Origin of the sequence: Sphingomonas sp. UBA978, from assembly GCF_002292295.1 — a bacterium.
In the GTDB taxonomy this organism is placed as follows: Bacteria; Pseudomonadota; Alphaproteobacteria; order Sphingomonadales; family Sphingomonadaceae; genus Sphingomonas.
On record NZ_DBBS01000003.1, the window covers coordinates 61853 to 87143 of the forward strand.

Annotated in this window: 35 protein-coding genes and 1 other RNA gene; 20 read left to right on the forward strand and 16 right to left on the reverse strand. The window is 67.7% G+C overall.

Annotation, left to right across the window (positions count from 1 at the left end; all coding sequences use genetic code 11):
* Position 1 precedes the first annotated feature (1 nt).
* The 8 genes from B2515_RS00940 to B2515_RS00975 all read left to right on the forward strand — a co-directional run bounded on the left by B2515_RS00940 (position 2) and on the right by B2515_RS00975 (position 4997).
* A complete protein-coding gene (locus B2515_RS00940) occupies positions 2-454 on the forward strand; it encodes a chemotaxis protein CheW (protein WP_293872708.1) in 453 nt (150 codons plus the stop codon).
* A gap of 66 nt (positions 455-520) precedes the next feature.
* Positions 521-886, forward strand: a complete 366-nt coding sequence (locus tag B2515_RS00945; RefSeq protein WP_293872709.1) for a response regulator — start codon at positions 521-523, stop codon at positions 884-886.
* Between the two features lie 16 nt (positions 887-902).
* Positions 903-1991 (forward strand): chemotaxis protein CheB, encoded by a 1089-nt coding sequence (locus tag B2515_RS00950; protein ID WP_293872710.1) that lies wholly within the window; start codon positions 903-905, stop codon positions 1989-1991.
* Entirely contained in the window at positions 1988-2872 is an 885-nt protein-coding gene (locus B2515_RS00955) for a CheR family methyltransferase (RefSeq protein WP_293872711.1), read from the forward strand. The genes B2515_RS00950 and B2515_RS00955 overlap by 4 nt, the downstream gene beginning before the upstream one ends.
* 41 nt (positions 2873-2913) lie before the next feature.
* Positions 2914-3603 carry an N-acetylmuramoyl-L-alanine amidase gene (locus B2515_RS00960; protein WP_293872712.1) on the forward strand — a complete coding sequence of 230 codons (690 nt, stop codon included), beginning with the start codon at positions 2914-2916 and terminating at the stop codon, positions 3601-3603.
* 116 nt (positions 3604-3719) lie between these two features.
* Positions 3720-4083: RNase P RNA component class A (gene rnpB / locus B2515_RS00965), an RNA gene on the forward strand.
* 57 nt (positions 4084-4140) lie between these two features.
* A complete protein-coding gene (locus B2515_RS00970) occupies positions 4141-4680 on the forward strand; it encodes a J domain-containing protein (protein ID WP_293872713.1) in 540 nt (179 codons plus the stop codon).
* Entirely contained in the window at positions 4665-4997 is a 333-nt protein-coding gene (locus tag B2515_RS00975; RefSeq protein ID WP_293872714.1) for a (2Fe-2S) ferredoxin domain-containing protein, read from the forward strand. Before B2515_RS00970 ends, B2515_RS00975 begins: the two co-directional genes overlap by 16 nt.
* Before the next feature lie 321 nt (positions 4998-5318).
* Here B2515_RS00975 and B2515_RS00980 read toward each other — a convergent pair whose 3' ends face one another.
* The 10 genes from B2515_RS00980 to B2515_RS01025 form a co-directional block, all read right to left on the reverse strand.
* Positions 5319-5723, reverse strand: a complete 405-nt coding sequence (locus B2515_RS00980) for a SufE family protein (protein ID WP_293872715.1) — start codon at positions 5721-5723, stop codon at positions 5319-5321.
* Between the two features lie 59 nt (positions 5724-5782).
* Positions 5783-6019: a hypothetical protein gene (locus B2515_RS00985; protein ID WP_293872716.1), complete on the reverse strand. Its 237-nt coding sequence runs from the start codon at positions 6017-6019 to the stop codon at positions 5783-5785.
* Between the two features lie 23 nt (positions 6020-6042).
* Positions 6043-6342, reverse strand: a complete 300-nt coding sequence (locus B2515_RS00990; RefSeq protein WP_293872717.1) for a hypothetical protein — start codon at positions 6340-6342, stop codon at positions 6043-6045.
* Between the two features lie 28 nt (positions 6343-6370).
* A complete protein-coding gene (locus tag B2515_RS00995; protein WP_293872718.1) occupies positions 6371-6634 on the reverse strand; it encodes a hypothetical protein in 264 nt (87 codons plus the stop codon).
* A gap of 12 nt (positions 6635-6646) precedes the next feature.
* A complete protein-coding gene (locus tag B2515_RS01000; RefSeq protein ID WP_293872719.1) occupies positions 6647-6940 on the reverse strand; it encodes a hypothetical protein in 294 nt (97 codons plus the stop codon).
* 12 nt (positions 6941-6952) lie between these two features.
* Positions 6953-7267 (reverse strand): hypothetical protein, encoded by a 315-nt coding sequence (locus B2515_RS01005; RefSeq protein WP_293872778.1) that lies wholly within the window; start codon positions 7265-7267, stop codon positions 6953-6955.
* 44 nt (positions 7268-7311) lie between these two features.
* Positions 7312-7686, reverse strand: a complete 375-nt coding sequence (gene pspC, locus B2515_RS01010; protein WP_293872720.1) for an envelope stress response membrane protein PspC — start codon at positions 7684-7686, stop codon at positions 7312-7314.
* Between the two features lies 1 nt (position 7687).
* Positions 7688-7948 (reverse strand): envelope stress response membrane protein PspB, encoded by a 261-nt coding sequence (gene pspB / locus B2515_RS01015; protein WP_293872721.1) that lies wholly within the window; start codon positions 7946-7948, stop codon positions 7688-7690.
* A gap of 1 nt (position 7949) precedes the next feature.
* Positions 7950-8627, reverse strand: coding sequence for a phage shock protein PspA (gene pspA, locus B2515_RS01020; RefSeq protein ID WP_293872722.1), 678 nt, complete (start codon positions 8625-8627; stop codon positions 7950-7952).
* Positions 8628-8698: 71 nt separating this feature from the next.
* On the reverse strand, positions 8699-8842 hold the full coding sequence (locus tag B2515_RS01025) for a hypothetical protein (protein WP_293872723.1): 144 nt from the start codon (positions 8840-8842) through the stop codon (positions 8699-8701).
* Positions 8843-9016: 174 nt separating this feature from the next.
* Between B2515_RS01025 and pspF the strand changes: the two genes are divergently transcribed.
* Both pspF and B2515_RS01035 read left to right on the forward strand, forming a co-directional pair.
* Positions 9017-10081, forward strand: coding sequence for a phage shock protein operon transcriptional activator (pspF, locus tag B2515_RS01030; RefSeq protein ID WP_293872724.1), 1065 nt, complete (start codon positions 9017-9019; stop codon positions 10079-10081).
* 89 nt (positions 10082-10170) lie between these two features.
* A complete protein-coding gene (locus B2515_RS01035; protein ID WP_293872725.1) occupies positions 10171-10776 on the forward strand; it encodes a superoxide dismutase in 606 nt (201 codons plus the stop codon).
* Positions 10777-10910: 134 nt separating this feature from the next.
* On the opposite strand, the gene B2515_RS01040 is transcribed toward B2515_RS01035, so the two are convergent.
* Genes B2515_RS01040 through mtaB form a run of 3 tightly spaced genes read right to left on the reverse strand, consistent with a single transcriptional unit; the run spans position 10911 to position 13782 of the window.
* Positions 10911-11546, reverse strand: coding sequence for an inner membrane-spanning protein YciB (locus tag B2515_RS01040; protein ID WP_293872780.1), 636 nt, complete (start codon positions 11544-11546; stop codon positions 10911-10913).
* Between the two features lie 38 nt (positions 11547-11584).
* The gene (gene ftsY / locus B2515_RS01045) at positions 11585-12523 is read right to left on the reverse strand and encodes a signal recognition particle-docking protein FtsY (RefSeq protein WP_293872726.1); all 939 of its coding nucleotides are present in this window, start codon (positions 12521-12523) and stop codon (positions 11585-11587) included.
* Positions 12520-13782: a tRNA (N(6)-L-threonylcarbamoyladenosine(37)-C(2))-methylthiotransferase MtaB gene (gene mtaB, locus B2515_RS01050; RefSeq protein WP_293872727.1), complete on the reverse strand. Its 1263-nt coding sequence runs from the start codon at positions 13780-13782 to the stop codon at positions 12520-12522. Before mtaB ends, ftsY begins: the two co-directional genes overlap by 4 nt.
* 40 nt (positions 13783-13822) lie before the next feature.
* Here mtaB and B2515_RS01055 point away from each other — a divergent pair, with 40 nt between their 5' ends.
* The 5 genes from B2515_RS01055 to rimM all read left to right on the forward strand — a co-directional run bounded on the left by B2515_RS01055 (position 13823) and on the right by rimM (position 17355).
* Complete coding sequence (locus B2515_RS01055) at positions 13823-14356, forward strand: DUF924 family protein (protein ID WP_293872728.1); 534 nt, start codon at positions 13823-13825, stop codon at positions 14354-14356.
* A gap of 342 nt (positions 14357-14698) precedes the next feature.
* Positions 14699-16195, forward strand: a complete 1497-nt coding sequence (ffh, locus tag B2515_RS01060; RefSeq protein ID WP_293872729.1) for a signal recognition particle protein — start codon at positions 14699-14701, stop codon at positions 16193-16195.
* A gap of 38 nt (positions 16196-16233) precedes the next feature.
* Positions 16234-16665 (forward strand): 30S ribosomal protein S16, encoded by a 432-nt coding sequence (gene rpsP, locus B2515_RS01065; RefSeq protein ID WP_293872730.1) that lies wholly within the window; start codon positions 16234-16236, stop codon positions 16663-16665.
* A 56-nt stretch (positions 16666-16721) separates the two neighbouring features.
* Positions 16722-16874 (forward strand): hypothetical protein, encoded by a 153-nt coding sequence (locus tag B2515_RS01070; protein ID WP_293872731.1) that lies wholly within the window; start codon positions 16722-16724, stop codon positions 16872-16874.
* Positions 16828-17355, forward strand: a complete 528-nt coding sequence (rimM, locus tag B2515_RS01075) for a ribosome maturation factor RimM (RefSeq protein ID WP_293872782.1) — start codon at positions 16828-16830, stop codon at positions 17353-17355. Before B2515_RS01070 ends, rimM begins: the two co-directional genes overlap by 47 nt.
* 2 nt (positions 17356-17357) lie before the next feature.
* Here the strand turns inward: rimM and B2515_RS01080 are convergent, their stop codons facing one another.
* Positions 17358-18263, reverse strand: a complete 906-nt coding sequence (locus tag B2515_RS01080; protein ID WP_293872732.1) for an NAD(P)/FAD-dependent oxidoreductase — start codon at positions 18261-18263, stop codon at positions 17358-17360.
* A 54-nt stretch (positions 18264-18317) separates the two neighbouring features.
* Between B2515_RS01080 and B2515_RS01085 the strand changes: the two genes are divergently transcribed.
* The 5 genes from B2515_RS01085 (at position 18318) to B2515_RS01105 (ending at position 20948) form a co-directional block, all read left to right on the forward strand.
* Positions 18318-18605, forward strand: a complete 288-nt coding sequence (locus B2515_RS01085; RefSeq protein WP_293872733.1) for an AbrB/MazE/SpoVT family DNA-binding domain-containing protein — start codon at positions 18318-18320, stop codon at positions 18603-18605.
* Between the two features lie 5 nt (positions 18606-18610).
* The gene (locus tag B2515_RS01090; RefSeq protein ID WP_293872734.1) at positions 18611-18976 is read left to right on the forward strand and encodes a type II toxin-antitoxin system VapC family toxin; all 366 of its coding nucleotides are present in this window, start codon (positions 18611-18613) and stop codon (positions 18974-18976) included.
* Positions 18973-19707 carry a tRNA (guanosine(37)-N1)-methyltransferase TrmD gene (trmD, locus tag B2515_RS01095; protein ID WP_293872735.1) on the forward strand — a complete coding sequence of 245 codons (735 nt, stop codon included), beginning with the start codon at positions 18973-18975 and terminating at the stop codon, positions 19705-19707. Before B2515_RS01090 ends, trmD begins: the two co-directional genes overlap by 4 nt.
* Entirely contained in the window at positions 19704-20096 is a 393-nt protein-coding gene (rplS, locus tag B2515_RS01100) for a 50S ribosomal protein L19 (protein ID WP_293872736.1), read from the forward strand. Before trmD ends, rplS begins: the two co-directional genes overlap by 4 nt.
* A 165-nt stretch (positions 20097-20261) precedes the next feature.
* Entirely contained in the window at positions 20262-20948 is a 687-nt protein-coding gene (locus B2515_RS01105; protein ID WP_293872737.1) for a hypothetical protein, read from the forward strand.
* Between the two features lie 60 nt (positions 20949-21008).
* Here the strand turns inward: B2515_RS01105 and rpoD are convergent, their stop codons facing one another.
* A complete protein-coding gene (gene rpoD / locus B2515_RS01110; RefSeq protein ID WP_293872738.1) occupies positions 21009-23045 on the reverse strand; it encodes an RNA polymerase sigma factor RpoD in 2037 nt (678 codons plus the stop codon).
* Complete coding sequence (dnaG, locus tag B2515_RS01115) at positions 23045-24937, reverse strand: DNA primase (RefSeq protein WP_293872739.1); 1893 nt, start codon at positions 24935-24937, stop codon at positions 23045-23047. The genes rpoD and dnaG overlap by 1 nt, the downstream gene beginning before the upstream one ends.
* Between the last annotated feature and the right edge of the window lie 354 nt (positions 24938-25291).

Genomic DNA, 25291 nt, shown 5'->3' on the forward strand with positions numbered 1-25291 from the left:
GATGGAATTATTCCTCATCGCGCAGATCGCCGGCCGCGGCGTCGCGATCGAAACCGGTCAGGTCGATTCGGTGGTCGATATCGCGCAGATCGTCGCGGTGCCGCGTGCCGAGGCGGCGGTCCGCGGCCTCGTCGCGCTGCGCAGCCGGGTCGTGACCGTGATCGACACCGGCACCGCGCTGGGCCTCGACGCCACGCCCGACGGTGCCCGACGTGCGGTCATCACCCGCGTCGATGGCCATCCCTATGCGATCCTCGTCGATGCGCTGGAGGATGTCGCGACGTTCGAACGCCAGCCGCTGTCGTCCGGCCTCGCGCTCGATCGCGGCTGGGCGTCGGTCGGCGTCGGTCTGGTCGAGCGGGACGGCGAACCGCTGCTGATCGTCGATCTCGCCGCGCTGGTGCCGCAGACGGTGGCGACCGCGGGCGCATCGCCGCAACCGCTCGCGGCTTAACGCGACGCTTACGCTTCGCTGCCATACTCCCCTTCCGGCGATCTCCGCTCGTAAAAAGGCCTATCCATGAAGACCTGCCTCGTCGTCGACGATTCGAAAGTGATCCGAAAGGTCGCCCGTCACATCCTGGAAACGCTCGACTTTACGGTGACGGAGGCGTGCGACGGGCGCGAGGCGCTGGACGCCTGCATGGCGTCGGCACCCGACGTGATCCTGCTCGACTGGAACATGCCGGTGATGAGCGGGATGGATTTCCTGCGCGCGCTGCGCGATTCGACCATCGCGTCGCGGCCGAAGGTGGTGTTCTGCACGACCGAGAACGGCATGGCCTATATCCGTGCGGCGATCGAGGCCGGGGCGGACGAATATGTGATGAAGCCCTTCGATCGCGACACGCTGGAATCGAAACTTCAGATCGTCGGCATGGCCTGACGCGGGAGGTCCGGCGATGGCCCTTGCCGCGCATACGTTTGTCCCCCCCGAAACCGGATCGGCGCGCGTCCTCATCGTCGATGATTCGGCGGTGGCGCGCGCGGTGATGGAACGGATCGTCGCGGCGACCGACCGTTTCGTGGTGGCGGCGAGCGTCAGCACGGCGACCGGCGCGCTGGCGTTTCTGGCGCACAACCGCGTCCAGTTCATCCTGCTCGACATCGAGATGCCCGGCATCGACGGCATCACCGCACTGCCCGATCTGATCGCGGCGGGGCAGGGGGCGCGGGTGCTGATCGTCTCCGGCCAGGCGAGCGAGGGGGCGAGCACCACGGTGCAGGCGCTCGCGCTCGGCGCGGCCGATACCCTGTTCAAGCCCGCCAGCGGCGAACGGCTGGGCGGCTTCGGCGCGGCGCTGGTCGACAAGCTCGTCCGTCTCGCCGACCCGGCGGTGCCGCGCGCGTCGGCCGCGGCCACCGTATCGCGCGTGCCCACTGTGGCGCCGTCGCGACCGGTCGTCGTCGGCGAGGAATTCGACGTCGTCGCGATCGGCGCGTCGACCGGCGGCATTCACGCGCTCAGCCAGCTGCTGCGCGCGATCCCGTCCGAATTCCGCCTGCCGATCCTCGTCACCCAGCATCTGCCGGCCTCGTTCATGCCCTATTTCGCGGCACAGCTCGCGGTAATCGCAAGCCGGCCGTGCGACGTCGCGGCCGATCACACGCGGCTGCGCCCCGGGCGGATCGTCGTCGCGCCCGGCGATGCGCACATGCGCTGCGTCGCCCTGCCCGACGGGGGCGCGGCGATCCGGCTGAGCGGCGATCCGAGCGGCAGCGGCTGCATGCCGTCGGTCGATCCGATGTTCGCCTCGCTGGCGAGCGTGTTCGGGTCGCGGATGCTCGCGATCGTCTTGAGCGGCATGGGCCGCGATGGCGCAGATGGCGCCGGATACGTCCATCGGGCGGGGGGATGCGTGGTGGTGCAGGATCAGGCGAGTTCGGTGGTCTGGGGCATGCCGGGTGCGGTGGCGGACACGGGCTGCGCCGACGCGATCCTGTCGCCGGCCGCGATCGGCCGTCTCGCCGCGACGAGGCAGCGACCGTGAGCGCCGCCCAGCAACCGCTGTCGGCGCCGGTTTCGCAGGTCGCGCTGAGCGTGTTCAGTGCGCTGCTGGAAGCGCGCACCGGCCAGCAGATCACCAGCTATCGCTCGTGGCGGATCGACACCGCGCTGAAACCGCTGCTGCGCGACCATAATCTGCAGACGCTCGACCAGCTCATCACCATGCTGCTCGACGGGCAGGACCAGAAGATCGGCGACCAGATCGTCGATGCGCTCGTCAACCAGGAAACCTCCTTCTTCCGCGACGCCCCGATCTTCGACATGGTGGTCGAGGCGGTCGCCGCGGCGGAGGCCGACGGCCGTCGCGCCCGGATCTGGTGCGCCGGCTGCTCGACCGGGCAGGAGCCGCTGTCGCTCGCGATGCTGTTCGCCGAACGAGAGGACGCGGGCCAGAACACGGGCCAGACCACGGGCAGGCCGATGCCGGAGATCGTCGCCACCGACGTCTCGGACGCCGCGGTCGCCCGCGCGAAGGCCGGCCGCTACACTCAGTTCGAAATCCAGCGCGGCCTGCCGATCCGCCGCATGATGCGCTGGTTCGAGGCGGACGGCAGCGACTGGGTCGCCCGGCCCGACCTCACCCGGCTGGTGACGGTCCGTCGCAACAATCTCGTCGCCGACCGCCCGCCCTCGGGCAAGTTCGACGTCGTCCTGTGCCGCAACGTGCTGCTCTATCTGTCCACCGCGACCAAGGCGGACGTGTTCGCCCGCTTCGCCGACGTGATCCGGCCGGGCGGGACGCTGGTGCTGGGCGCGGGCGAGACGGTGATCGGCCAGACCCGCGCCTTCGAGCCGAGCCGCCGCCTGCGCGGCCTGTACGAACGCGTCGGACCGACCGGTTCCGCGCGCCGCGCCGCCGCCTGACGCCCCTTACGTCGGGCGCGCGGCTCGGCTAGAACACGGGCATGACCATCCTCGACACGCCCTCGCCGAACTTCGACGAGCGGACGCTGCCGATCAGCATGATCGTGCTGCATTATACCGGCATGCAGGACGGCCCGTCCGCGCTTGCACGGCTGCGCGATCCGGAGGCGAAGGTCTCCGCCCATTATCTCGTCGAGGAGGACGGCACGGTGTGCCGGCTGGTCGCCGAGGACAAGCGCGCCTGGCATGCCGGCCGTTCGCACTGGCGCGGCGTCGCCGACGTCAATTCGGCGAGCGTCGGGATCGAGATCGTCAATCCCGGCCACGAATGGGGCTATCGCCCGTTCACCGACGAACAGATCGACGCGCTCGTCCCGCTGGTCGCCGCGATCAAGGAACGCCACGGCATCACCCGCGGCAATATCGTCGGCCATTCCGACATCGCGCCGACGCGCAAGCGCGATCCCGGCGAGCTGTTCCCCTGGGCGCGGCTGGCGAAACTGCGGCTCGCGCTGCCGCGGCCGACGCGCAACCTGATGGACCCGATGTGGACGCAGGGCGGCTTCCTGCTCGCGCTCGAACGCTTCGGCTATGACGTCACCGACGCGATGGCGGCGATCATGGCGTTCCAGCGCCGCTTCCGCCCCGAACTGATCGATGGCGAGATCGATGCCGAATGCCGGATGATCCTGCTCGCGCTGCTGCTGCCACGGCCGCAAGGGGACGGCTAGGATCGGATGACATCAGATTGATCCGAATGGTCGTCATTGCTTCGCTGCGCTCGCAATGACGGATCAGTTCGATGTCACGCTTTCCTCGCGCGCATTCCCGCGCTAGGGCGCCCCGGTCAGAGGGTCGGGCGGCCGCGGGCGCTTTCGGGCGCGCGAGGAAAGTCCGGGCTCCGCGGAACGACGGTGCCGGGTAACGCCCGGCGGGGGCGACCCCAGGGACAGTGCCACAGAGAGCAGACGGCCGGTCTTCGGACCGGTCACGGTGAAAGGGTGCGGTAAGAGCGCACCGCGCGCCTGGCAACAGGGGCGGCACGGCAAACCCCACCGGGAGCAAGACCGAATAGGGGCGGCACATGGGCTTCGTTCCAGCTCGTCGCCCGGGTTGGTTGCTTGAGGCGGCGCGCAAGCGTCGTCCTAGAGGAATGGTCGCCCATCTCCTTCGGGAGTGGACAGAACCCGGCTTATAGACCCTCTGACGACTTTCCGCCTCGCGCAATGGACGTTGCACGCCGCCGTTCAACGCTTATGTGAGCGGCGATGGCGCGCAGCACGATCCGTTCGAACGACTGGGGTTTCCCCCGCTGGCGAGGCTATGGCTCCAGCCGCGACGCGACGACGGTGCGATTGTGCGACCGCCACGGTTGCGACGCGCCCGGCAATTGTCCCGCGCCCAAATCGCCGAACAGCCCCGATCGCTGGTATTTCTGCGAAACCCATGCCGCCGAGTACAATCGCGGCTGGAATTATTTCGAGGGCCTGTCGGCGGAAGAGGCGGCGCAGCGCGAGGCGTCGGAGAGCAGCACCGCCAAGGGCTATGCCAATGCCAGCCATTATGCCTGGGGCGGATCGGGCGACGGCAGCCGCTCGCGCGACGAGATGCGCGCGCTGGAGGCGCTGGGGCTGGAGAGCGACGCCCATTTCGATGCGGTGAAAGCGGCTTGGCGGCGCATGGCCAAGGAAAACCATCCCGACGTCCGCCCCGGCGACGCCGATGCCGCAGTGCGCTTCCAGACCGTGCAGGCCGCCTATGAGGTGCTGCGATCCGCCGAGGAGCGCCGCGAGTGGCGCCCCAGCTGAAGCGGGTCCGCAGCGACTGGCAGGGTGCGGTGCTGGTCTGCGGCAAATGTTCGAAGAAGCTCGACGGCGGGTTTGGCAAGAAGGGCCGCACCCCGCTCGCCAAGCTGTTGCGCAAGATCCTCGGGCTGAAGAAGGGCCGCAAGGCGACGCTCGGCGTGGTCGAGACGCGCTGCCTCGGTATCTGTCCGCGTGCCGGCGTCGCGCTGGTCGACGGCCGCCGCCCCGGCGAATGGCTGGTCGTGCCGCGCGAGGCCGATATCGTCGAACTCGCCGCCCGGCTGGAGCGCACGCCTGTCGTGGCCGACGAGCCGCGCTGACACGTCGTATGCGTCGTCGCCGGTGCGGCGAAGCGGGTCCGTCATCGCCGCGCAGGCGGGGATCCGTAGACGTTGCCGTTGCCGTTGCGGCGCCATTCGAATCGGATGACATGAGATTGATCTGAATGTTCGTCATTGCGAGCGCAGCGAAGCAATCCAGAGCCGTACCAGGACGCCCTGGATTGCTTCGCTGCGCTCGCAATGACGGATCAGTTTGATGTCATCCCGCTCCAGCGACCTTGGCGTGCATGGACCCCGCCTGCGTGGGGAATGACGCCATGAGGTCGCGGGAAACGATCACGGCGACGCCGCCGATCGGCCTCAGACGTAGCGTGCCGCCGTCTCGCGGATCAGCGCGATCATGTTGGGGATGCCCTGCGTCCGGTTCGAACTCAGCTGCTTGCCCAGATCGAACGGCGCCAGCGCGCCCTCAATGTCCGTCGCGGCGATCGCCGCCGGCGCGCGGTCCTGCACGGTCAGCAGGACGAGCGCGATGATCCCCTTGGTGATCGCCGCATTGCTGTCGGCGAGGAAGTGGAGCGTGCCGTCGTCGCGGCGGGTCGGGTAGACCCACACCGACGCCGAACAGCCCCGCACCAGCGTCGCCTCGGTCTTCAGCGCGTCGGGCATCGGCTCCAGCGCGCGGCCCAGATCGATCAGCAGGCGATAGCGATCGTCGGGTTCGAGGAAGTCGTATTCGTCGTGGACGTCGGCGATGCTGGTCATGCCTCGCGCGGTACAGCCGGGGCGGGGCGGGGGCAACCGCATCGGGTCGCCCGCCGGCGTCAGAGGTCGACGCCCGCCGCGATCGCCTCCAGCTTCTTGATCCGCTCCTTGAGGTCGGCGATCTCGATCCGCGATCCGGCCGAGGCGACGTTGGGCAAGGGGTCGGCGGTCTGGTCGAGCTGCTGGTGCTTGAGCGCCAGCCAGCCGCGCCAGCCCGACAGGCCTGCGGTGGTGACCATCGCCAGCCCGGCCAGCGACGACAGCGATACGGTCAGATAGACGTTGGGATCGAACATGGTCTGCCTCCTTCCGGCAGGGGTCAGTTGATGGGAAGCCGCGACGGCGCGGTGCTGCGTCCGTCGTGACGGGCGTCGCGCAGGGCGTCGATTTCCTGCGCCAGATCGACGCCGCGGTCGGTGACGATGCGTTCGAGGACGCGGACGCGCTCCTCCAGCCGTTCGGTCTGGGTGGCATATTGCGCCGCCTTCTCGGCGACCTTGGTCGCCTCGATGTCCATCCGTCGCTGCTGGAGCGCGAACCAGGGCTTGACGACGATCCCGCCGATGATCGCGACGATCGGGATCAACAGAGCCAGAACCGGGATGATGAGTGGGGACATGATCGTGGCTTTCGAAAAAAAGGGGCGGTCAGCCTGCGCGCAGCTGTTCGATCTCATGACCCAGCCGGTGCGATCGGTCGGTCACGATGCTCTCGATCGTGGCGAGCCGCTCCTGCAACCGGTCGATCTGGCCGACCCGGCGGGCGTTCTCGGCATCGAGCAGTTCGATGTCGTGCCGCGCGGCGAGATCGGGGGCGGTGGTCGCCTGCCGCACCTTGCGGCGGGCATACCATTGGATCGCGAGCGTTATCAGCGCGCCGGCGAACATGGAAAAGAAGTGGTCGGGTCCCATCCTGCGTATTCCTTAGCGGTCGCGGAGTGATTCGATCTCGCGGGCGGTACGCTCGGCGGGATCGGTGGCGATGCGTTCGAGGGTGGCGATCCGCTCCTCGAGGCGGCTGACCTGCCCGGTCAGGCGATCGTTTTCGCTGGCGAGCAGCTGCATCGTGCGCTGGTCGTCAGGATTACGCTTCACCGTCATCCCCCAGTCGTCGCTCGGCGCATAGCCGTGGCGGGCGCGGATCCAGTTGTTGATGAGCCAGCCACCCGTCGAGATGAGGACGAGGGCGAGGATGAGGAAGGTGCCTTCCGGAGACATGATGCTGTTCCCTTACCGGTCGCGGAGCGCTTCGATCTCGCGGGCGGTGCGCTCGGCGGGATCGGTGGCGATGCGTTCGAGGACGGCGATCCGTTCCTCCAGGCGGCTGACCTGTCCGGTCAGCTTGTCGTTCTCGTTGGTGAGCAGCATGATCTTGCGCTCCGCCTCGATCCCGTCGCCGTCCTGCGCCATGCCGCGCCAGTGGCGGCGGCGGTTGCGGCGGCCTTCGTCATCGAGCGGGTAGCCATGCTTGGCCTTGACCCAGGTGGTGAAGGCGTGGCGCGCCGATACCGCGCCGACGATCCCCACCGGCACCATCCAACCCATATCCATCGTATCTCTCCCTCTGGCCCCTCGCGAGCGTCCCCGGCTCAGCGCAGGCTGTCGATTTCCTCGGCCAGCCGGTTGTTGCGGCTGGTGTAATGCAGCTCGATGTCGGCGAGCCGGCGGTCGATGTCGCGGAACTTGCTGCGCACTTCGGCGGTCGAGCGCTTCGGGTTCGAGCGCATGCCCTGCCAGAACTTCGCGTCCTCCTGCGTCTCGTACAGGCCGACTGGCTTCTTCGGCGCCAGCCAGCCGGCGGCGAGATAGGCGACGAAGACCCAGCCCGACGTCGCCAGCGTCAGCACGATCATCGCGACCCGGACGAGCGTGATGTCGAAGCCGGTATAGTCGGCGATGCCGGCGCAGACGCCCATCCACTTGGCATCCTGCTTGTCGAGGTAGAATTTGGTGCGGGCGGCCATCTCAATTCCTCCGGTCGAGCTGATAGGTGGTCGGCTGAGCGCTCAGGCTCGGCTTGAAGTCGGGGTTGTCGGCGGCGACGATCCGCTCGACGGTGTTGACGCGTTCCTCGAGGCGGCGGGCGAGATTGAACATCTCGTCGAGCAGCTTCTCGTCCTCGTCGGTGATCTTGGGCGCCTGCTTCCACTTGGTGACATAATGGAAGATCAACCAGGGCAGGCCGATCAGCGCGAGGAAGATTGCCAGGACTCCTTCGAAGTTCATCTCAACCCTCCCCGCCGGTGCCGCGGCCCAGACGCGCCTTCAGCGCGGCGAGTTCGGCGTCGACCTTGTCGCCCTGCCGCAGCTCGGCGATCTCTTCCTCCAGCGTCTTCGGCACGCCCAGTCCCAGCGCCTCGGCGCGGCCCTCGGCATCGTCGACGCGGCGTTCGAGGATGTCGAAGCGGCTGAACGCCTCGTGCGTCTTCGGACCGGCGTACATCTCGCGCAGGCGGTAGCGGTTGTTCGCGCTCTCCAGCCGGGTCTGCACGTTCGACTGCTTGGCGCGCGCCTCGGACAGCTTCTTCTGGAGCTTGGCGATATCCTCTTCCGACGCGCGCAGCGCATCGTCGAGCACCTTCACCTCGATCATCAGCTGCTCGGCCATGTCGGCGGCCTTCTGCTTCTCGCCGAGCGCGGCCTTGGCGAGATCCTCGCGGTCCTTGCTCAGCGCCAGTTCGGCCTTTTCCATCCAGTTCGCCTGGAGCTGGTCGAGCTTGTTGATGTGGCGGCGCATCTCCTTCTGGTCGGCGATCGTGCGCGCCGCACTGGCGCGGACCTCGACCAGCGTCTCCTCCATCTCGAGGATAATCATGCGGATCATCTTCGCCGGGTCTTCCGCCTTTTCGAGCAGGTCGGCGAAGTTGGCGGCGACGATATCGCGGGTGCGGGAGAAAATGCCCATCGTGATCTGTGCTCCTGGTAACATGGCCGGGGCGGAGCGAGGGAAATCGGCCCGCCCCGGTTTGGGGCCGCTTATGCCGTGAGGCGGGCGGCCTTGACGACGGTCGCGTCGTTCACGCCGGTCGCCGGACCCACCGCGCCAGCGACGCAGAGCGCGCTGAACAGGGCCGTGCAGACGATGGCGGCGAACTTGCGACCGATCTCGGAATTGAACATGGAAACCTCCTGAATACTGAACCTTGTCACCACCGTGCGGCGGTATGCCAGTAGCATTGCATGGGTCGTGCCAATTCCGAGAATGGCGGAAATCAGCCATTTCCCGGTGTATTATCCGCATGAACCACGGATGAACGCTTGCGTAACCTTGGCATTTTACGCCAGAAGTTGGCGATGCAGCGGACGACACAGGTTATCGGCCAGTCGGGGGCCTTTCTGGATGCGCTGGAACGCGCCAGCCGCGCCGCGGCGCTCGACCGGCCGGTGCTGGTCATCGGCGAGCGCGGCACCGGCAAGGAGCTGGTCGCCGAGCGCCTCCACCGCCTGTCGCCGCGCTGGGACCAGCCGCTGGTCGTGATGAATTGCGCGGCGCTGCCCGAATCGCTGATCGAGGCGGAATTGTTCGGGCATGAGGCGGGCGCCTTCACCGGCGCGACCAAATCGCGCGCCGGCCGGTTCGAGGAGGCGGACGGCGGCACGCTGTTCCTCGACGAACTCGGGACGCTGTCGATGGCGGCGCAGGACCGGCTGCTGCGCGCGGTCGAATATGGCGAGATCAACCGCATCGGCTCGTCGCGGCCGCTGCGCGTCGACGTCCGCATCGTCGCGGCGACCAACGAGCATCTGCCCGACAAGGTCGACGCGCACGAATTCCGCGCCGACCTGCTCGACCGGCTCTCGTTCGAGGTGGTGACATTGCCGCCCCTGCGCGCGCGGTCCGGCGATATCGCGGTGCTCGCAGATCATTTCGGCCGACGGATGGCGTCGGAGATCGGCTGGGAGCGCTGGCCCGGCTTCGGCCCGCGCGCGGTCGATCAGTTGCTGACCCATCGCTGGCCCGGCAACGTCCGCGAATTGCGCAACGTCGTCGAGCGCGCCGTCTATCGCTGGGAGGGCGACGGGCCGGTCGATTCGATCGAGATCGATCCCTTCGCCTCGCCGTTCCGGCCGACCGGCGGGGCAGGGGGCGGTCCCGCCCGTCCCAAAGCGGATGCGCCCGCCTCCGCATCCGCGCCCGCCGAACCGCGGCAGGTCGAGGACGATCCCGTCGTCGCCTGCGACACCGGCCCGTCGGATTTCAAGTCGCGCGTCGCCCGGTTCGAACGCGAGCTGCTGGCGCGGGCGCTCGCCGAGCATCGCTTCAACCAGCGCTCGACCGCGGAGGCGCTGGGGCTCAGTTACGACCAGCTCCGCCACGCGCTGCGCCGCCACGACCTCATCAACGCCGGAAACTCATGACGCTTGCGTAACGGGCGGGGAGCGTTAGGCCGCGTTTCGCGTTAACGCGGGGACGACATCGTCCCACCTTCTCGAAAGGAGCCTTTTCCATGGCATTCGAACTTCCGCCGCTGCCGTACGCCTATGACGCGCTGGAGCCGGTCATCTCCAAGGAGACGATGACCTTCCATCACGACAAGCATCACGCCGCCTATACCGCCAAGCTCAACGAGGGCGTCGCCGCCGATCCCAAGCTGGAAGGCAAGTCGATCGAGGACATCCTCGGCATGATCTCGACGCTGCCGCCGCTGGTCCGCAACAACGGCGGCGGCTTCTGGAACCACGATTTCTTCTGGAAGATCATGGGGCCGAAGGGCTCGACCCAGCCGTCGGGCGCGCTCAAGGACGCGATCGACGCCTATGGCGGCCTCGACAAGCTGAAGGACGATTTCAACACCAAGGGCGCCGGCCAGTTCGGCTCGGGCTGGGCCTGGGTCATCAAGGATGCCGGCGGCGCGCTCAAGGTCACCTCGACGCCGAATCAGGACAATCCCCTGATGGACGACGCCAAGGAGCCGGGCACGCCGATCCTCGGTAACGACGTGTGGGAGCACGCTTATTACCTGACCTACATGAACGACCGCCCCGGTTATCTGAAGGCGTGGTGGGACGTCGTGAACTGGGACGAAGCCGGCAAGCGTTTCGACGCGGCATAAGGTTTGGGAGGGGCGGCATGGCGACGTGTCGCCCCCTCATTCGTCGCCTTTCATCGTCATTGCGAGCGTAGCGAAGCCATCCAGAGCGTCTTGGTCCGGCTCTAGATCGCTTCGCTACGCTCTCAATGGTGAGGCTATTCCACCGGTACGTCCGGCGCGTCGCCCACGCTCAACCCGTGCCGCAGCAGCATCGGGATGTTGGCGAAGGCGAACAGCAGGGTCAGCGGGATCGCCCCCCACAGCTTGAACCCGACCCAGAAATCCCAGTTGGTGTTGCGCCACACCGCCTCGTTGAGCGCCGCCATGGCAAGGAAGAACAGCGCCCAGTTGCGCGTCAGCTTGCGCCACCCGTCGGCGGTCAGCCCCGGGTAGGCGGTGCCGAGCAGCCCCTGCAGCAGCGGCCGCCCGGTCAGCAGCCCGAACCCCAGCACCGCGGCGAACATGCCGTAGACGAAGCTGGGCTTCATCTGGATGAACCGGGGATCATGGAAATAGACGGTCAGCCCGCCGAACACGACGACGAACCCCCCGGAAATCCACAGCATCGGCGAGATATGGCCGAGCCGCGTCTTCGACACGACCATCGCGATCACCGTCGCGACGACGAAGGCGGTGGTCGCGACGATCACCTTCGCGATGACCAGCGCCCCCGCCCGGTCGAGGTCGGACAGGAAGCCCGTGCCCGATGCCACCAATCGCATCGCGAGGGTCGCGGGGAACAGGAAATTGACCGCGAAGAACACGAGCAGCGGCCCGTATTCGACCCCCATCCGCAGGCCGGGGGACGACGGCGACTGGCCCGGGGCGTTCACTTCCGCCCCCCCGCATCGACTCCGGCGATGATCCGCGCGACCTCGTTGGCATCGAACGGGCGCAGGTCGGTCATGCCCTCGCCGACGCCGATCGCATGGATCGGCAGGCCGTATTTCTCCGCCGCCGCGACCAGCACGCCGCCGCGCGCGGTGCCGTCGAGCTTGGTCATCACCAGCCCGGTGACGCCGGCGACCTCCTTGAACACCTCGATCTGGCTCAGCGCGTTCTGGCCGGTGGTCGCGTCGAGCACGAGCACCACGTCATGCGGGCTCGCCGGGTTGATCCGCCCGAGCACGCGGCGGATCTTGGCGAGCTCGTCCATCAGCTCGCGCTTGTTCTGCAGGCGGCCGGCGGTGTCGACGATCAGCACGTCGATGCCCGTCTCGGTCGCCTTCTTGACCGCGTCCCACACCACGCCGGCGGCGTCGCCGCCCTCCGGCCCGGTGACGATCGGCACGCCGACCCGGTCCGCCCAGGTGCGCAGCTGGCCGATCGCCGCGGCGCGGAACGTGTCGCCCGCCGCCAGCATCACCCCGTAATCCTGCTCCATCAGCAGATGCGCGAGCTTGGCGATCGTCGTTGTCTTGCCCGATCCGTTGACGCCGATCACCAGGATCACCTGCGGCCGTGGAAAGGCGGTGACCTCCAGCGGCGTCGCGACGCGCGCCAGCGCCTTCTCGACCTCTTCCGCGACGACGAGCCGGATGCCCAGCTCCTCCATGTTGCGTTCGAACGTCCCCTCGGCCAGGCGCGTGCGGATCTTGCCCGCGGTGTCCGGGCCCAGATCGGACGCGATCAGCGCCTCCTCGATCTCGTCCAGCGTCTCCTCGTCCAGCCGCGCGCCGCCGAGGCCGGCGAGATTGCCGACCAGCCGGTCCGACGTCTTCCTGAAGCCGCCGAGCAGCCGTTCGTGCCAGGTGGGGGTGGTGCTCATACCGTTGTTCCGATGAGATAGGTGTCTGTCGCGGCCGTGATGCGGACGCCGACGATGTCGCCCGGACGGGCATGGTTAAGCGTGGCGGACGATGCGGGGGTGGACAGGCGCACCTCCGCGAAATTCCCCGCATGGCCGCGGTCGCCGGGCCGTTCGAGCAGCACGTCCTGCACGCGGCCGACCTGCCGCGCCAGCCATGCCGCCCTGCGCGCCGCCGCCGCCGCGCGCAGCCGCCCGGCCCGCGACCGGATCGCCGCACCGTCGACCTGCGGCATCCGCGCCGCCGGCGTACCGGCGCGCGGCGAATAGGGAAAGATGTGCGCATGGACGATGTCCGCATCGTCGATCAGCGCGAGCGTATCGGCGAACATCGCCTCGTCCTCGGTCGGGAAGCCCGCGATCAGGTCCGCGCCGATCGCGATATCGGGCCGCGCCGCCTGCAACCGCCGCACCACGTCGACCGCCTGTGCGCGGCTGTGACGCCGCTTCATCCGCTTGAGGATCAGGTCGCTGCCCGCCTGAAACGACAGATGGAGGTGCGGCATCACCCGGGCGTCGCCGGTGACGATCGCGAACAATCGGTCGTCGATCTCGATCGAATCGAGCGACGACAGCCGCAACCGCCGCAACGCGGGCACATGGCGCAGGATGCGCTCGACCAGCAGCCCCAGCGTCGGCGCGCCGGGCAGATCGTGGCCGTAGCTGGTCAGGTCGACCCCGGTCAGCACCACCTCGTGATGCCCGGCATCGACCAGCCCGGCAATCCGGTCGACCACCGCGCCGGCCGGCACCGACCGGCTCGGGCCGCGCCCGAAGGGAATCGCGCAGAAGGTGCAGCGATGGTCGCAGCCGTTCTGCACCTCGACGAACGCGCGCGCGTGGCTGCCGAAGCTTGCCGCGAGGTGCGGCGCGGTGTCGCGCAGCTGCATGATGTCGCCGACCACGACCGGCTCGGCGCTGGCCCAGGCGGCAGGCGACAGCTTGTCGCCATTGCCGATCACCCGGTCCACCTCGGGCATCGCGGCGAAGCCCTGCGGATCGATCTGCGCGGCACAGCCGGTGACGACCAGCTCGGCGCCCGGCCGGTCGCGCCGCGCCCGCCGGATCGCGCTGCGCGTCGCCTTCACCGCGGCGTTGGTGACCGCGCAGGAATTGACTACGACCGTATCCCGTCCCGCGATCAGCGCGCGGATCGTTTCGCTCTCGGCGATGTTGAGACGGCAGCCGAGGGAAATCACCTCTGGCGCAGGAGCATGCATGCCGCGCGATCTAATCGACCGACACGGTCAAGTCCATGACATGTCCGCCGCCGTCCTCGACTTTTGGTTCGGGATGACCACCGAACAGCATTTCGCCAGGGACGAGGCGCTCGACCGGACGATCGCGGATCGTTTCGGCGCGGTGCGCGACGGCGTGTTGCGCGGCCGGGCGGAGGGCTGGCGCGACGATCCCGACACCGTGCTCGCCGCGATCATCCTGCTCGACCAGTTCTCGCGCAACATCCACCGCGGCACGCCCGAAGCCTTCGCCGCCGACGGCCTCGCGGTCGAACTGACCCTGTCGGCGATCGAGCGCGGCTGGGAGGATCGCTACCCGCCCGATCGCCGGGTCTTCCTCTACATGCCGCTGATGCACGCGGAGGACATGGCGATGCAGGACCTGTCCGTCGCCAAGTTCGAGGCGCTCGGCATCGATGAGAATATCGCCTTCGCCCGCGATCACCGCGACGTAATTGCGCAATATGGCCGTTTCCCCAGCCGCAACGCAGCGCTCGGGCGGCAATCGACCGAGGCGGAGCAGGCCTATCTCGCGCGACCGGATGCCGGCTGGTAATCGGATGAAGTGCGGGGTGACGTTGGGGCAAGGGGGCGAGGTTTGCCCACGCCGTCCTCTCTGCTTGTCATTCCCGCGAAGGCGGGAATCCATATTGGCTGGCCGTGCGGCTCGTTCGGTGAGCGTCGCGACTATAGATCTCCGCCTCCGCGGGGATGACGAAACTGGCCTGGAGGCGCCCCGCCGACAGCTGACCTTGCGTCCGCGGCCGATTTCCCCTAAGCGCTCCGAACGTTCCACCACGGAATGCGATCGATGGCGCGCCCACGGGTGCACGCTGGCCGGCGAGGTTTCGCCCGCCGGCGTCTTTTGCGTTGCGGGTATGATGAGGGTCTTGAGGCGATGTTCGACAGTCTGAGCGACCGGCTTGGCGGCGTATTCGACCGCCTTCGCGGCCGTGGCGCGCTGACCGAAGCCGACGTGCGGACCGCGATGCGCGAAGTGCGCGTCGCGCTGCTCGAGGCCGACGTCGCGCTGCCCGTCGCGCGCAGCTTCGTCGACAAGGTCACCGAACAGGCGGTCGGCCAGAACGTGCTCCGCTCGGTCACGCCGGGGCAGCAGGTCGTCAAGATCGTCAACGACGCGCTGGTCGAGATGCTCGGCGCCGACGAATCGGAGCTGGAGCTGGCGGTGACGCCGCCCGCGGTGGTAATGATGGTCGGCCTGCAGGGCTCGGGCAAGACCACCACCACCGCCAAGATCGCCAAGCGCCTCGTCGCGCGCGAGCGCAAGAAGGTGCTGATGGCGTCGCTCGACGTCAACCGCCCGAACGCGCAGGAACAGCTCGCGACGCTGGGTACGCAGATCGAGGTCGCGACGCTGCCGATCATCGCCGGCCAGCAGCCGGTCGACATCGCCCGCCGCGCGCTGCAGGCGGCGAAGCTGCAGGGCTATGACGTCCTGATGCTCGACACCGCCGGCCGCCTCCACGTCGATCAGGCGCTGATGGACGAGATGAAGGCGGTCGCCGAGATCGCGACGCCGCAGGAGATCCTGCTCGTCGTCGATGCGCTGACCGGCCAGGACGCGGTCAACGTCGCGCAGAACTTCTCGGATCAGGTGCCGCTGACCGGCGTGGTGCTGACCCGGATGGACGGCGACGCGCGCGGCGGCGCGGCGCTGTCGATGCGCGCCGTGACGGGGAAGCCGATCAAGTTCGCTGGCGTCGGCGAAAAGCTCGACGCGCTCGAAGCCTTCCACCCCAGCCGCGTCGCCGGCCGCATCCTTGGCATGGGCGACGTCGTCAGCCTCGTCGAGCGCGCGGCGGAATCGATCCAGCAGGAAGACGCCGAGCGGATGACCGCGCGGCTCGCCAAGGGGCAGTTCGACATGAACGACCTGCGCGGCCAGCTCGCGCAGATGCGCCGCATGGGCGGCCTCGGCGCGCTCGCGGGCATGATGCCGGGGATGAAGAAGGCGCAGGGTGCGCTCGCGACCGCGGGCGGCGACAAGATGCTGATCCACATGGACGCGATGATCGGTTCGATGACCGTCAAGGAGCGCGCCAAGCCCGAGCTTATCAACGCCAAGCGCAAGATCCGCATCGCCAAGGGCTCCGGCACCACGGTGCAGGAGATCAACAAGCTCCTGAAGATGCATCAGGAAATGTCCACCGCCATGAAGAAGATCAAGAAGATGGGCGGCTTGAAGGGCATGATGGCGATGCTCGGCAAAGGCGGCATGGGCGGCCTCGGCAATGCGCTCGGCGGCGCCGGCCTCGGCGACATGATGGACAAGGCCGGCGGCGGCCTGCCCAAGGGTCTGCCCGGCCTCGGCGGCGGTCAGGACGGCATGCCCAAGCTGCCGCCCGGCTTCGAAAATCTTCTCAAGAAAAAGTAACAACCCAACTTAAACGACTTAGAACGAAGGAATATCACATGGCTCTCAGCATTCGTCTGTCGCGTGGCGGCTCCAAGAAGCGTCCCTATTACCGCATCGTCGTCGCCGATGCGCGTTCGCCCCGCGACGGCAAGTTCATCGAGAAGATCGGCAACTACAATCCGCTGCTCGCCAAGGACGCGGAGAACCGCATCGTGCTCGACGCCGAGCGTGCGAAGTACTGGCTGCAGAACGGCGCGCAGCCGACCGACCGCGTCGCCCGCTTCCTCGACGTCGCCGGCGTGCGTGAGCGTGCCGCCCGTTCGAACCCGAACAAGGGCAAGCCGGGCGAGAAGGCGACCGAGCGCGCCGAGGAGCGTGCCGAGAAGCTGAAGGCGCAGGAAGAGGCCGCTGCGGCCGCCGCCGCCGCTCCGGCCGCCGTCGAGGAGGCTCCGGCCGACGAGGCGACCGCCGAGACCACCGAGGCCTAAGCATCGGAACCGGTCATGGTGCGTTGACCCCTTCCAGACGAAGGAGTTGACGCACCATGGTCACCGAACCCGACCCCCGTACCGCGCCCGACGAGGACGGTACGACCGACGACGCCACCAATCAGGGCGTCTCCAGCACCGAACCCGCGGAAGGTGACGACGATGCCCCCACAGGAGGCGACGGATCGCCCGAGCACGCCGGCCGCTAAGGCAGCCGCAGGCGAACCCGCCGTCACGCTGGCCGTGGTGATCGGCGCGCACGGCATTCACGGCCAGGTGCGCCTCAAGGTCTTTGCCGAGGATTTCGGCAGCTACAAGAGCTTCAACCACGGCACGCTGACGCTGAAGGCGTCGCAGGCCGGCAACAACGGCACGATCGCCCGTTTCGCCGAGATCGCGGATCGCAATGCGGCCGAGGCGATGCGCGGCACCGAACTGACCGTTCCGCGCTCGGCGCTGCCGCCGCTCGGCGAGGGGGAATATTACCACGCCGATTTGATGGGTCTTCCCGCCGTGTCGACCGCTGGCGACGATCTCGGTCGCGTCGTCCTTATCGAGAATTTCGGTGCGGGCGACGTCATCGAGATCGAGCTTCCCGACGGCAAGCGGTTCATGATCCCGATGAACGCCGACGCGGTTCCCGAATGGGATGCCGACCGGCTGGTGGTGAACGCCGACTTCGTCGACTGAGCTCAGCGCCGGATCGGCTGGCGTTCGCTCAACAGATTGCGGATCGTCGTCGCGGCGACGCCCGCCTCGCCCATCGCATGGCTGATCTGGTCGAGCCCCTTGACCACGTCGCCCGCCGCGAACAGCCCCGGCACGCTGGTGCGCTGGTGATCGTCCACCTCGAGGCACCCTTCGTCGCTCGCCCGCGCACCCGCCGCGACCGCCAGATGCGACCGTATCCGCGATCCCAGAGCCGGATAGACGCTGTCGAACCGCATCCGCCCCCGCGCCGTATCCAGCGCCAACTGGTCGCCCTCGATCGCCCAGCCGCCGCACGGCCCCTGCACCCGCACGATCCCCGCCGCGTCGAGCTTCGCGGCACAGGCATCGTCCAGCAGATGCTCCGCCTCGGGCGAGATCAGCGTCACGTCGCGCGTATAGCCCCGCAGGAACAGCGCCTCCCGCGTGCCGTGATCGCCCGTTCCCACGACGCCGACGCGCCTGTCCGTCACCTCATAGCCGTCGCAGATCGGGCAATAGCGGATCAGCCCGCTTTCCAGCGCCGGGTCGTGCACCTCGGGCAGGATGTTGGGCCGGTGATTGACCACCCCGGTCGCCAGCAGCACCGTCCGCGCCATGTAGCTGCCGGTATCGGTGACGATCCGGAAGTTCTCGCCGTCGGGTTCGATTCCGGTGACCCGCTGCTCCTCGCGATGCGCGCCATATTGCGCCGCCTGCGCCTGCATCAGGCCGAGCAGCGCCTTGCCCGCGATGCCCTCGGGATAGCCGGCATGGTTGCGCGTACACGGGATCATCGCCGCGCGACTCGACCCGCTGTCGAACAGCCGGATCGAAAGATGGAAGCGCGCCAGATAGATCGCCGCGGTCAGCCCCGCCGGCCCCGCGCCGATGATGATGCAATCGTCCATCAGCCTTGCACCGCGAATTTCATGTATATACATCCCGTCTATACGGAGGCAGTCATGGGTAACGAATATCGCGCCAAGGTGTTCAAGTCAGGCAATTCCGTCGCGCTGCGTCTGCCGAAGGCGCTGGGGCTGAAGGACGGCGACGAGATGGTGCTGCGCGAGGAGCAGGGCAAATTCGCGTTCGAGCCCGCTCCTGATCGACGGACGATCGATTTGACCGGCATCTGGGGATCGTGTCCGGGGATCGAGCCGCTGACGCCCGAAGAACGTCTGTTCGACGATGCGCCCCGCGCTTGGGACCCTGCCGAGGGGACGCCACGCGCCGAGGGCGGTCCGCGTTGAGGTTCATGCTGGACACCAACGTGCTGATCGCGATGTTGGGCGGAACGCCCGACGTCCTGTTGGAACACGTTACCGCGCATGATCCCAGCGATATTGGCATTTCGTCGATCGTGTTCGCGGAGATCGCGCTGGGGAGCTGGAACGGGAAAAGACCGCCACTCGTCGTGCTGGACCAATTGTCGCGCACGTTCGACATCGCGCCGTTCGATCATCTCGCCGCCCGGATGTATGCCCGGCTTCCCTTTCGCCGGGGCAGCTTCGATCGATTGATTGCCGCGCACGCCATGGCGCAAGGGGCCATTCTCGTCACCAACAACGAAGCCGACTTCGCCGACATCCCCGGCCTGCGCGTGGAAAACTGGACCCGATGACCTTCGCCGCCACCATTCTGACGCTGTATCCGGAGATGTTTCCCGGCCCGCTCGGCGTGTCGCTCGCGGGGCGGGCGCTGCGCGAGGGGGGCTGGCGCTGCGATCCGGTCCAGATCCGCGACTTCGCCACCGACCGGCACCGCTCGGTCGACGACACGCCCGCCGGCGGCGGCGCCGGGATGGTGCTGCGGGCCGACGTGCTCGCCGCGGCGATCGACAGTGTCGCCGACGACCGGCCGATCCTGGCCATGACCCCGCGCGGCCGCCCGCTCAGCCAGGCCCGGGTTCGCGAGATTGCGGCGGGGCCCGGCGCGATCATCCTGTGCGGGCGGTTCGAGGGGTTCGACGAGCGCATCTTCGATGGCCGCCGTATCGAGGAAGTGTCGATCGGCGACTATATCCTGTCGGGGGGCGAGATGGGCGCCCTGGTGCTGCTCGACGCTTGCATTCGGCTGCTCCCCGGCGTAATGGGCGCGGCTTCAAGCGGTGTGGACGAGAGCTTCGAAACGGGGCTGCTCGAATATCCGCAATATACCCGACCATATGAATGGGAAGGGCGCACGATCCCCGAAGTGCTGCGATCGGGGGATCATGCGAGGATCGCGGCCTGGCGCAAGCAACAGGCCGAGACCGATACACGGCTACGGAGGCCGGACCTTTGGGAGCGCCATGAGGGCGTTCGGGTCCATCCTCCCTCTGGCGCGCGGCGAACGAAGGACACGAAGTCATGAACCTGATCCAGCAGCTCGAAGCCGAGCAGATCGAAAAGCTGACCGCCAAGCGCGCGATTCCCGAATTCCGTCCCGGCGACACGCTGAAGGTCGGTGTGAAGGTCGTCGAAGGCGAGCGTACCCGAGTCCAGAACTACGAAGGCGTGTGCATCGCGCGGTCGAACAAGGGCATGGGCTCGTCGTTCACCGTCCGCAAGATCAGCTTCGGCGAGGGCGTCGAGCGCGTCTTCCCGCTCTATTCGCCGAACATCGATTCGATCGAGGTCGTCCGCAAGGGCGCCGTCCGTCGTGCTAAGCTCTATTATCTGCGTGGCCGCACCGGCAAGTCGGCGCGTATCGCCGAGCGCCGCGACACGCGTCCTGCCAAGGGCACCGTCGCCGCGGAGTAATCCCGGCCGGTCTCCGGACAGTCGAAAGGGCGCGGGGGGGATACCTCCCGCGCCCTTTTTCGTGGTTGCGTGCTGATGTGAATCAGGCGGTTCGTCGGTCCTCGGCGTTGCGGACCCGCCGGCGATATGCTGTCATCGGACCCGGGAGAATGGGCCGATGCTGCTTTGAAGAACGTCAGGCTGGCGACGATGGTCGCGATTACGATCGGCATCGCCGCGGCCCCTGCGTCGGCACAGAGCGCGCGCGATATCCTGACCCAGGCGTCCTTCGCCGCCCGCAGCAAGGCGGCGGCGCTGCAGGGTATCGCCGAGGCCGAGCGGCTCGCTGCGGCGGCGCTGGCACGGGCTCCGGAGGATCGCGAGGCGCTGCTGATGCAGGCGACCGCGCGCAGCTATCGCGCCAAGATCAACGGCAGCCGCGCCGATGCCATCGCCGCGCGCAGGATGTTCGAGACGCTTGCGGCGCGGGCGCCGCGCGATCCCGAACCGCAGCTCGGGCTGGGAGCGTGGCATATGGGGGCGGTGTTCAAGCTGGGCGGCATGATCGGCCGCGCCGCGCTGGGCGCCCAGAAGAGCGCCGGCCTGTCGGCGCTGGACCGTGCGGTCGCAGCGGGTGGCGATCGGGCGATCTATCCCGGCGTCGCGGCGCTGCTGCGGCTGGAACAGGATGCGGGTGATCCGAAGGGCAGGGCGCTTGCCGAACTCGCCAGCCGGGCCGCGGCTCCGACGATGTTCGACCGGGCGATGCGCAAGGCGGCGGGGCTGATGCTCGCCTCGATCCAGGCGGGGAATGCGGCGGCGACCAAGGCGCTCGCGGCAAGGCTGCTGCCGTTCGGGCAGATCCCCGACTGATCGCGTGACAGGTATAGAGGTACGCTGACAGGGGCGGGAGCATCCTCCCGCCCGTGCCGGTTACTGGTCGAGGAACGAGCGCATCTTGCGGCTGCGGCTCGGGTGCTTGAGCTTGCGCAGCGCCTTCGCCTCGATCTGACGGATGCGTTCCCGGGTGACCGAGAATTGCTGGCCGACTTCCTCCAGCGTGTGATCGGTGTTCATGCCTATGCCGAACCGCATGCGCAGCACGCGCTCCTCGCGCGGGGTCAGGCTCGCAAGGACGCGGGTGACCGTCTCCTTGAGGTTCGCCTGGATCGCCGCATCCACCGGGATGACCGCATTCTTGTCCTCGATGAAATCGCCGAGGTGGCTGTCCTCCTCGTCGCCGATCGGCGTTTCGAGGCTGATCGGCTCCTTGGCGATCTTCATCACCTTGCGGACCTTCTCGAGCGGCATCGAGAGGCGCTCCGCCATTTCCTCGGGCGTGGGCTCGCGGCCCTGCTCGTGGAGGAACTGGCGGCTGGTGCGGACCAGCTTGTTGATCGTCTCGATCATATGGACCGGGATGCGGATCGTCCGCGCCTGATCCGCGATCGAGCGCGTGATCGCCTGCCGGATCCACCACGTCGCATAGGTGCTGAACTTGTAGCCGCGGCGGTATTCGAACTTGTCCACCGCCTTCATCAGGCCGATGTTGCCCTCCTGGATCAGATCCAGGAACTGCAGCCCGCGGTTGGTGTACTTCTTGGCGATCGAAATCACGAGGCGCAGGTTCGCCTCGACCATCTCCTTCTTGGCGATCCGCGCCTCGCGCTCCGCCTTCTGCACCATGTTGACGATGCGGCGGAACTCGGGGAGCGCCATGCCGGTCTGCTGCGAGATCTCGTTGATCTCGCCGCGGATGCGATCGACCGCCTCGCCCTCGTTGGTGGCGAAGGCCGTCCACTTCTTGTCGAGCTTGCCGATCGACTGCAGCCAGGTGTCGTCCAGTTCGTGGCCGACATAGCGGTCGAGGAAGTCCTTGCGGCTGACCTTGTGACGCTCGGCGAGGCGCAGCATCTGGCCGCCCAGCGCGGTCAGGCGCCGGTTGTAGGCATAGAGCTGGTCGACCAGATATTCGATCTTGGCGTTGTGGAACTGGACGCTCTCGACCTCGGCGGTCAGCTCCTCGCGCAGCTTGTGATACTTGCGCTCGTCCGCCGCCGACAGCTCGCCGCCCGCGGTCATCGCATCGAGGCGCGACTGCTGGATCTTGCTGAACTTCTTGTACAGCGCGGTGATGTTGGCGAACCGCTCCAGCGCCTGCGGCTTGAGCGTCTCCTCCATCTGCGCGAGGCTGAGCGTATTGTCCTCGTCCTCGTCGTCGGACGGACGCGGCGCACGCGGCTCACCCGATTCGTCGTCCTCGTCGGCCGACGCTTCCTCGGGCTCGGGCTCGTCCTTGAAGCTCGCGCCGGCGGTCTTTTCGCTGATCTCCGCCGAATCGTCGTCCTCGGCGCCCTCGACCTGCTCGGCCGACGGCCCCTTCGACAGCATCGCATCGAGATCGAGGATCTCGCGCAGCTGCATCGTGCCTTCGTTGAGCTGCGTCGACCAGTCGATGATCGCGTTGAAGGTGATCGGCGATTCGCACAGGCCGAGGATCATCGTGTCCCGGCCGGCCTCGATCCGCTTGGCGATGGCGATCTCGCCCTCGCGCGACAGCAGCTCGACCGCCCCCATCTCGCGCAGGTACATGCGGACCGGATCGTCGGTGCGATCGACGGTTTCCTTCTTCTTGGTCTCGAGCGCAGGCGCGGCGGTGCCGTCGGCGTCGACCTCGACGGCCTCCGGCTCGTCGTCCTCCGCCTGCTCCTTCTCGTCGCCGTCCTCGCCGGCTTCCTCGTTCTCGACGATGTTCACGCCCATCTCGTTGAGCGCGGACATGATATCCTCGAGCTGGTCGGACGACATCTGGTCCTGCGGCAGCGCCTCGTTGAGCTGGTCGTAGGTGATGTAGCCGCGCTTCTTGGCGCGGGCGACCAGCTTCTTGATATCGGCGTCATTGAGGTCGATCAGCGGCGCGTCGGTCACGTCGCCACCCTCATCGCCACCGTTACCGTTAACTTTAGCCATCAATTGCCCTCGGATCCCAACGCTCGGGCGTCTTCGTTCGACTGCACCAAATTTGCAAGCCGAAGCTCCAACGCCTGTTTCTCTTTCACCAATGCCACCTGCCGTTCGAACGCCTCGTCGGTGAAGTGCGTCTGCATCGAAGCGGTCGCCTCGCCCAACGCCAGATCGACCTCCGGTCGCGCCACCATGATGGCGATCGCCTCGTCGAGGTCGGCTCGGGCGCGGTCCGGATCACCGCCGCTCTGCGTGAACGAATAGGGCATCGTATCGGCTCTCAGCAAATCGCTCGCGACTGAATCGAACCCGCTCCGCGCCAATATGGTGCGCAAGCCGACGCTATCAAGCGCCTGATCCTCGAGCGCGACGTCGACCACCGCCTCGAACAGGCGGCCGAGCGGTCCGCCGACCAGCTTCAGGCTGCCGAGCACCTCCATATGCCGGGCGATCTCGACCGGGTGGCGGATCAGGCCGGCGAGGATCGCCTTCGCCAGCACCCGGTCGATGCCGGCGGCGTGGAACGCCTTCACATCCTCGGTCGGCGGGGCGATCGGCTGTTTCCACTGGCCGTCGCTGCCGCGCTTGCCCTGCGGGCGGGGTGCGTTCGGGGTGAAGGCCCGGCGCTTGGGCGCGAAATGTTCGTAGAAGCGGTTCTTGAAATCGCTCTCATATTCCTTGCGGACCGAGGCGTCGGCGATCGTCGCGGCGAGTTCGGCGAGCCGTTGCTTGAGCCCGGCACGCTGTTCGGGCGTGTCGAGCGGCCCGGCGGCGACCTCGCTCTGCCACAGGCGGTCGACCAGCGGCTGCGGCTGCTGGAGCAGCGCCTCCATCGCCTGCGCGCCGCCCGCCTTGACCAGATCGTCGGGATCCTGCCCCTGCGGCAGCGTGATAAAGGACAGGCTGCGGCCGTTGCCGAGCAAGGGCATCGCCCGCGCCGCCGCCCGCAACGCGGCCTTCTGCCCGGCGCTGTCGCCGTCGAAGCAGAGGATCGGCACGTCGACCATCCGCCACAGGCGCTCCAGCTGCGCCTCGGTCAGCGCGGTGCCGAGCGGGGCGACGGCTTCGTGGATGCCGGCCTGCGCCAGGGCGATGACGTCCATATAGCCCTCGACCACCAGCACGCGCGCCGCCTTGCGCGCGGCGGGGGCGGCGCGGTCGAGATTGTAGAGTGTGCGGCCCTTGTCGAAGAGCGGCGTGTCGGGGGAGTTGAGATATTTCGGCTCGCCCTCGCCGATCACGCGCCCACCGAAGGCGATCGTCCGCCCGCGCGCGTCGCGGATCGGGATCATCAGCCGGCCGCGGAACCGGTCGTACGGGTCCCTAGGTCCATTTGGACCCTCGACCTGGATCAGCAGGCCGCATTCGACCAGTGCGGGATCGCCATAGTCCTTCAGCGCGGTCTTGAGCTTGCCGCGGCTGTCGGGGGAAAAGCCCATGCCGAAGGTGCGGGCGGTGTCTGGCGTGATGCCGCGCTTGACCAGCACCGCGCGCGCTTCCGCGCCGCCGATACCGTTCAGCTGTTCGGTGAACCATGTCGCGGCGTCGGCCATCGCGTCGTGCAGGCCCTTGGCGCGCTCCGCCTTGGCGGCCGAGGCGCGGTCCTGCGCGGGCATGTCCATCCCGGCGGCCTGCGCGAGTTCCTTCACCGCATCGATGAAGGGCAGGCCGCGCTGGTCGGTCATCCACTTGATCGCATCGCCATGCGCCGAGCAGCCGAAACAGTGATAGAAGCCCTTGTCGTCGTTGACGTAGAAGCTCGGCGTCTTTTCGTTGTGGAACGGGCAGCAACCGCGCATCTCGCGCCCGGCCTTCTGCAGCTTCGTCGTCTTGCCGATCAGCGCCGACAGCGAGGTGCGGGCGCGGAGTTCGTCCAGAAATTGGGGCGAGAGACTCATGGGGCTATTGTAACATGCTTTGATCGGCGTGTGGGGGCAAAGGTTTTTCGGTCACGCGAGGGCTCGACGGTGATCTCGTTCACGCGACGACCCGGGCAAGCTTTGGTTCGCGCGAAGGCGCGAAGACGCGAAAAGATTTTTGGGCGCGCGGAGGCGCGGAGGACGCGGAGAAGTGTGGCGGACGAAGCATTTGGATCGCCCGGTCCGTCATCCCGACGAACGTCGGGACCCATGGCCGCGCTGACGGTGACGTCGATCCGCACATTCGACCGCATCGATGCCGTGGGTTCCGGCTTTCGCCGGAATGACGGAGCTCAAAGGGTGCTGGCAGCGCCAGCCGGTAGCGCAGCATCT

What these genes read in the sequence shown, in the direction of transcription:
- B2515_RS00940 (WP_293872708.1), top strand. Translation starts at nt 2, where the DNA reads ATGGAATTATTCCTCATCGCGCAGATCGCCGGCCGCGGCGTCGCGATC.
- B2515_RS00945 (WP_293872709.1), top strand. Translation starts at nt 521, where the DNA reads ATGAAGACCTGCCTCGTCGTCGACGATTCGAAAGTGATCCGAAAGGTC.
- B2515_RS00950 (WP_293872710.1), top strand. Translation starts at nt 903, where the DNA reads ATGGCCCTTGCCGCGCATACGTTTGTCCCCCCCGAAACCGGATCGGCG.
- B2515_RS00960 (WP_293872712.1), top strand. Translation starts at nt 2,914, where the DNA reads ATGACCATCCTCGACACGCCCTCGCCGAACTTCGACGAGCGGACGCTG.
- B2515_RS00970 (WP_293872713.1), top strand. Translation starts at nt 4,141, where the DNA reads ATGGCGCGCAGCACGATCCGTTCGAACGACTGGGGTTTCCCCCGCTGG.
- B2515_RS00980 (WP_293872715.1), bottom strand. Translation starts at nt 5,723, where the DNA reads ATGACCAGCATCGCCGACGTCCACGACGAATACGACTTCCTCGAACCC.
- B2515_RS00985 (WP_293872716.1), bottom strand. Translation starts at nt 6,019, where the DNA reads ATGTTCGATCCCAACGTCTATCTGACCGTATCGCTGTCGTCGCTGGCC.
- B2515_RS00990 (WP_293872717.1), bottom strand. Translation starts at nt 6,342, where the DNA reads ATGTCCCCACTCATCATCCCGGTTCTGGCTCTGTTGATCCCGATCGTC.
- B2515_RS00995 (WP_293872718.1), bottom strand. Translation starts at nt 6,634, where the DNA reads ATGGGACCCGACCACTTCTTTTCCATGTTCGCCGGCGCGCTGATAACG.
- B2515_RS01000 (WP_293872719.1), bottom strand. Translation starts at nt 6,940, where the DNA reads ATGTCTCCGGAAGGCACCTTCCTCATCCTCGCCCTCGTCCTCATCTCG.
- B2515_RS01005 (WP_293872778.1), bottom strand. Translation starts at nt 7,267, where the DNA reads ATGGGTTGGATGGTGCCGGTGGGGATCGTCGGCGCGGTATCGGCGCGC.
- pspC (WP_293872720.1), bottom strand. Translation starts at nt 7,686, where the DNA reads ATGGCCGCCCGCACCAAATTCTACCTCGACAAGCAGGATGCCAAGTGG.
- pspB (WP_293872721.1), bottom strand. Translation starts at nt 7,948, where the DNA reads ATGAACTTCGAAGGAGTCCTGGCAATCTTCCTCGCGCTGATCGGCCTG.
- pspA (WP_293872722.1), bottom strand. Translation starts at nt 8,627, where the DNA reads ATGGGCATTTTCTCCCGCACCCGCGATATCGTCGCCGCCAACTTCGCC.
- B2515_RS01025 (WP_293872723.1), bottom strand. Translation starts at nt 8,842, where the DNA reads ATGTTCAATTCCGAGATCGGTCGCAAGTTCGCCGCCATCGTCTGCACG.
- pspF (WP_293872724.1), top strand. Translation starts at nt 9,017, where the DNA reads ATGCAGCGGACGACACAGGTTATCGGCCAGTCGGGGGCCTTTCTGGAT.
- B2515_RS01035 (WP_293872725.1), top strand. Translation starts at nt 10,171, where the DNA reads ATGGCATTCGAACTTCCGCCGCTGCCGTACGCCTATGACGCGCTGGAG.
- B2515_RS01040 (WP_293872780.1), bottom strand. Translation starts at nt 11,546, where the DNA reads ATGGGGGTCGAATACGGGCCGCTGCTCGTGTTCTTCGCGGTCAATTTC.
- ftsY (WP_293872726.1), bottom strand. Translation starts at nt 12,523, where the DNA reads ATGAGCACCACCCCCACCTGGCACGAACGGCTGCTCGGCGGCTTCAGG.
- mtaB (WP_293872727.1), bottom strand. Translation starts at nt 13,782, where the DNA reads ATGCATGCTCCTGCGCCAGAGGTGATTTCCCTCGGCTGCCGTCTCAAC.
- B2515_RS01055 (WP_293872728.1), top strand. Translation starts at nt 13,823, where the DNA reads ATGTCCGCCGCCGTCCTCGACTTTTGGTTCGGGATGACCACCGAACAG.
- ffh (WP_293872729.1), top strand. Translation starts at nt 14,699, where the DNA reads ATGTTCGACAGTCTGAGCGACCGGCTTGGCGGCGTATTCGACCGCCTT.
- rpsP (WP_293872730.1), top strand. Translation starts at nt 16,234, where the DNA reads ATGGCTCTCAGCATTCGTCTGTCGCGTGGCGGCTCCAAGAAGCGTCCC.
- B2515_RS01070 (WP_293872731.1), top strand. Translation starts at nt 16,722, where the DNA reads ATGGTCACCGAACCCGACCCCCGTACCGCGCCCGACGAGGACGGTACG.
- rimM (WP_293872782.1), top strand. Translation starts at nt 16,828, where the DNA reads ATGCCCCCACAGGAGGCGACGGATCGCCCGAGCACGCCGGCCGCTAAG.
- B2515_RS01080 (WP_293872732.1), bottom strand. Translation starts at nt 18,263, where the DNA reads ATGGACGATTGCATCATCATCGGCGCGGGGCCGGCGGGGCTGACCGCG.
- B2515_RS01085 (WP_293872733.1), top strand. Translation starts at nt 18,318, where the DNA reads ATGGGTAACGAATATCGCGCCAAGGTGTTCAAGTCAGGCAATTCCGTC.
- B2515_RS01090 (WP_293872734.1), top strand. Translation starts at nt 18,611, where the DNA reads ATGCTGGACACCAACGTGCTGATCGCGATGTTGGGCGGAACGCCCGAC.
- trmD (WP_293872735.1), top strand. Translation starts at nt 18,973, where the DNA reads ATGACCTTCGCCGCCACCATTCTGACGCTGTATCCGGAGATGTTTCCC.
- rplS (WP_293872736.1), top strand. Translation starts at nt 19,704, where the DNA reads ATGAACCTGATCCAGCAGCTCGAAGCCGAGCAGATCGAAAAGCTGACC.
- rpoD (WP_293872738.1), bottom strand. Translation starts at nt 23,045, where the DNA reads ATGGCTAAAGTTAACGGTAACGGTGGCGATGAGGGTGGCGACGTGACC.
- dnaG (WP_293872739.1), bottom strand. Translation starts at nt 24,937, where the DNA reads ATGAGTCTCTCGCCCCAATTTCTGGACGAACTCCGCGCCCGCACCTCG.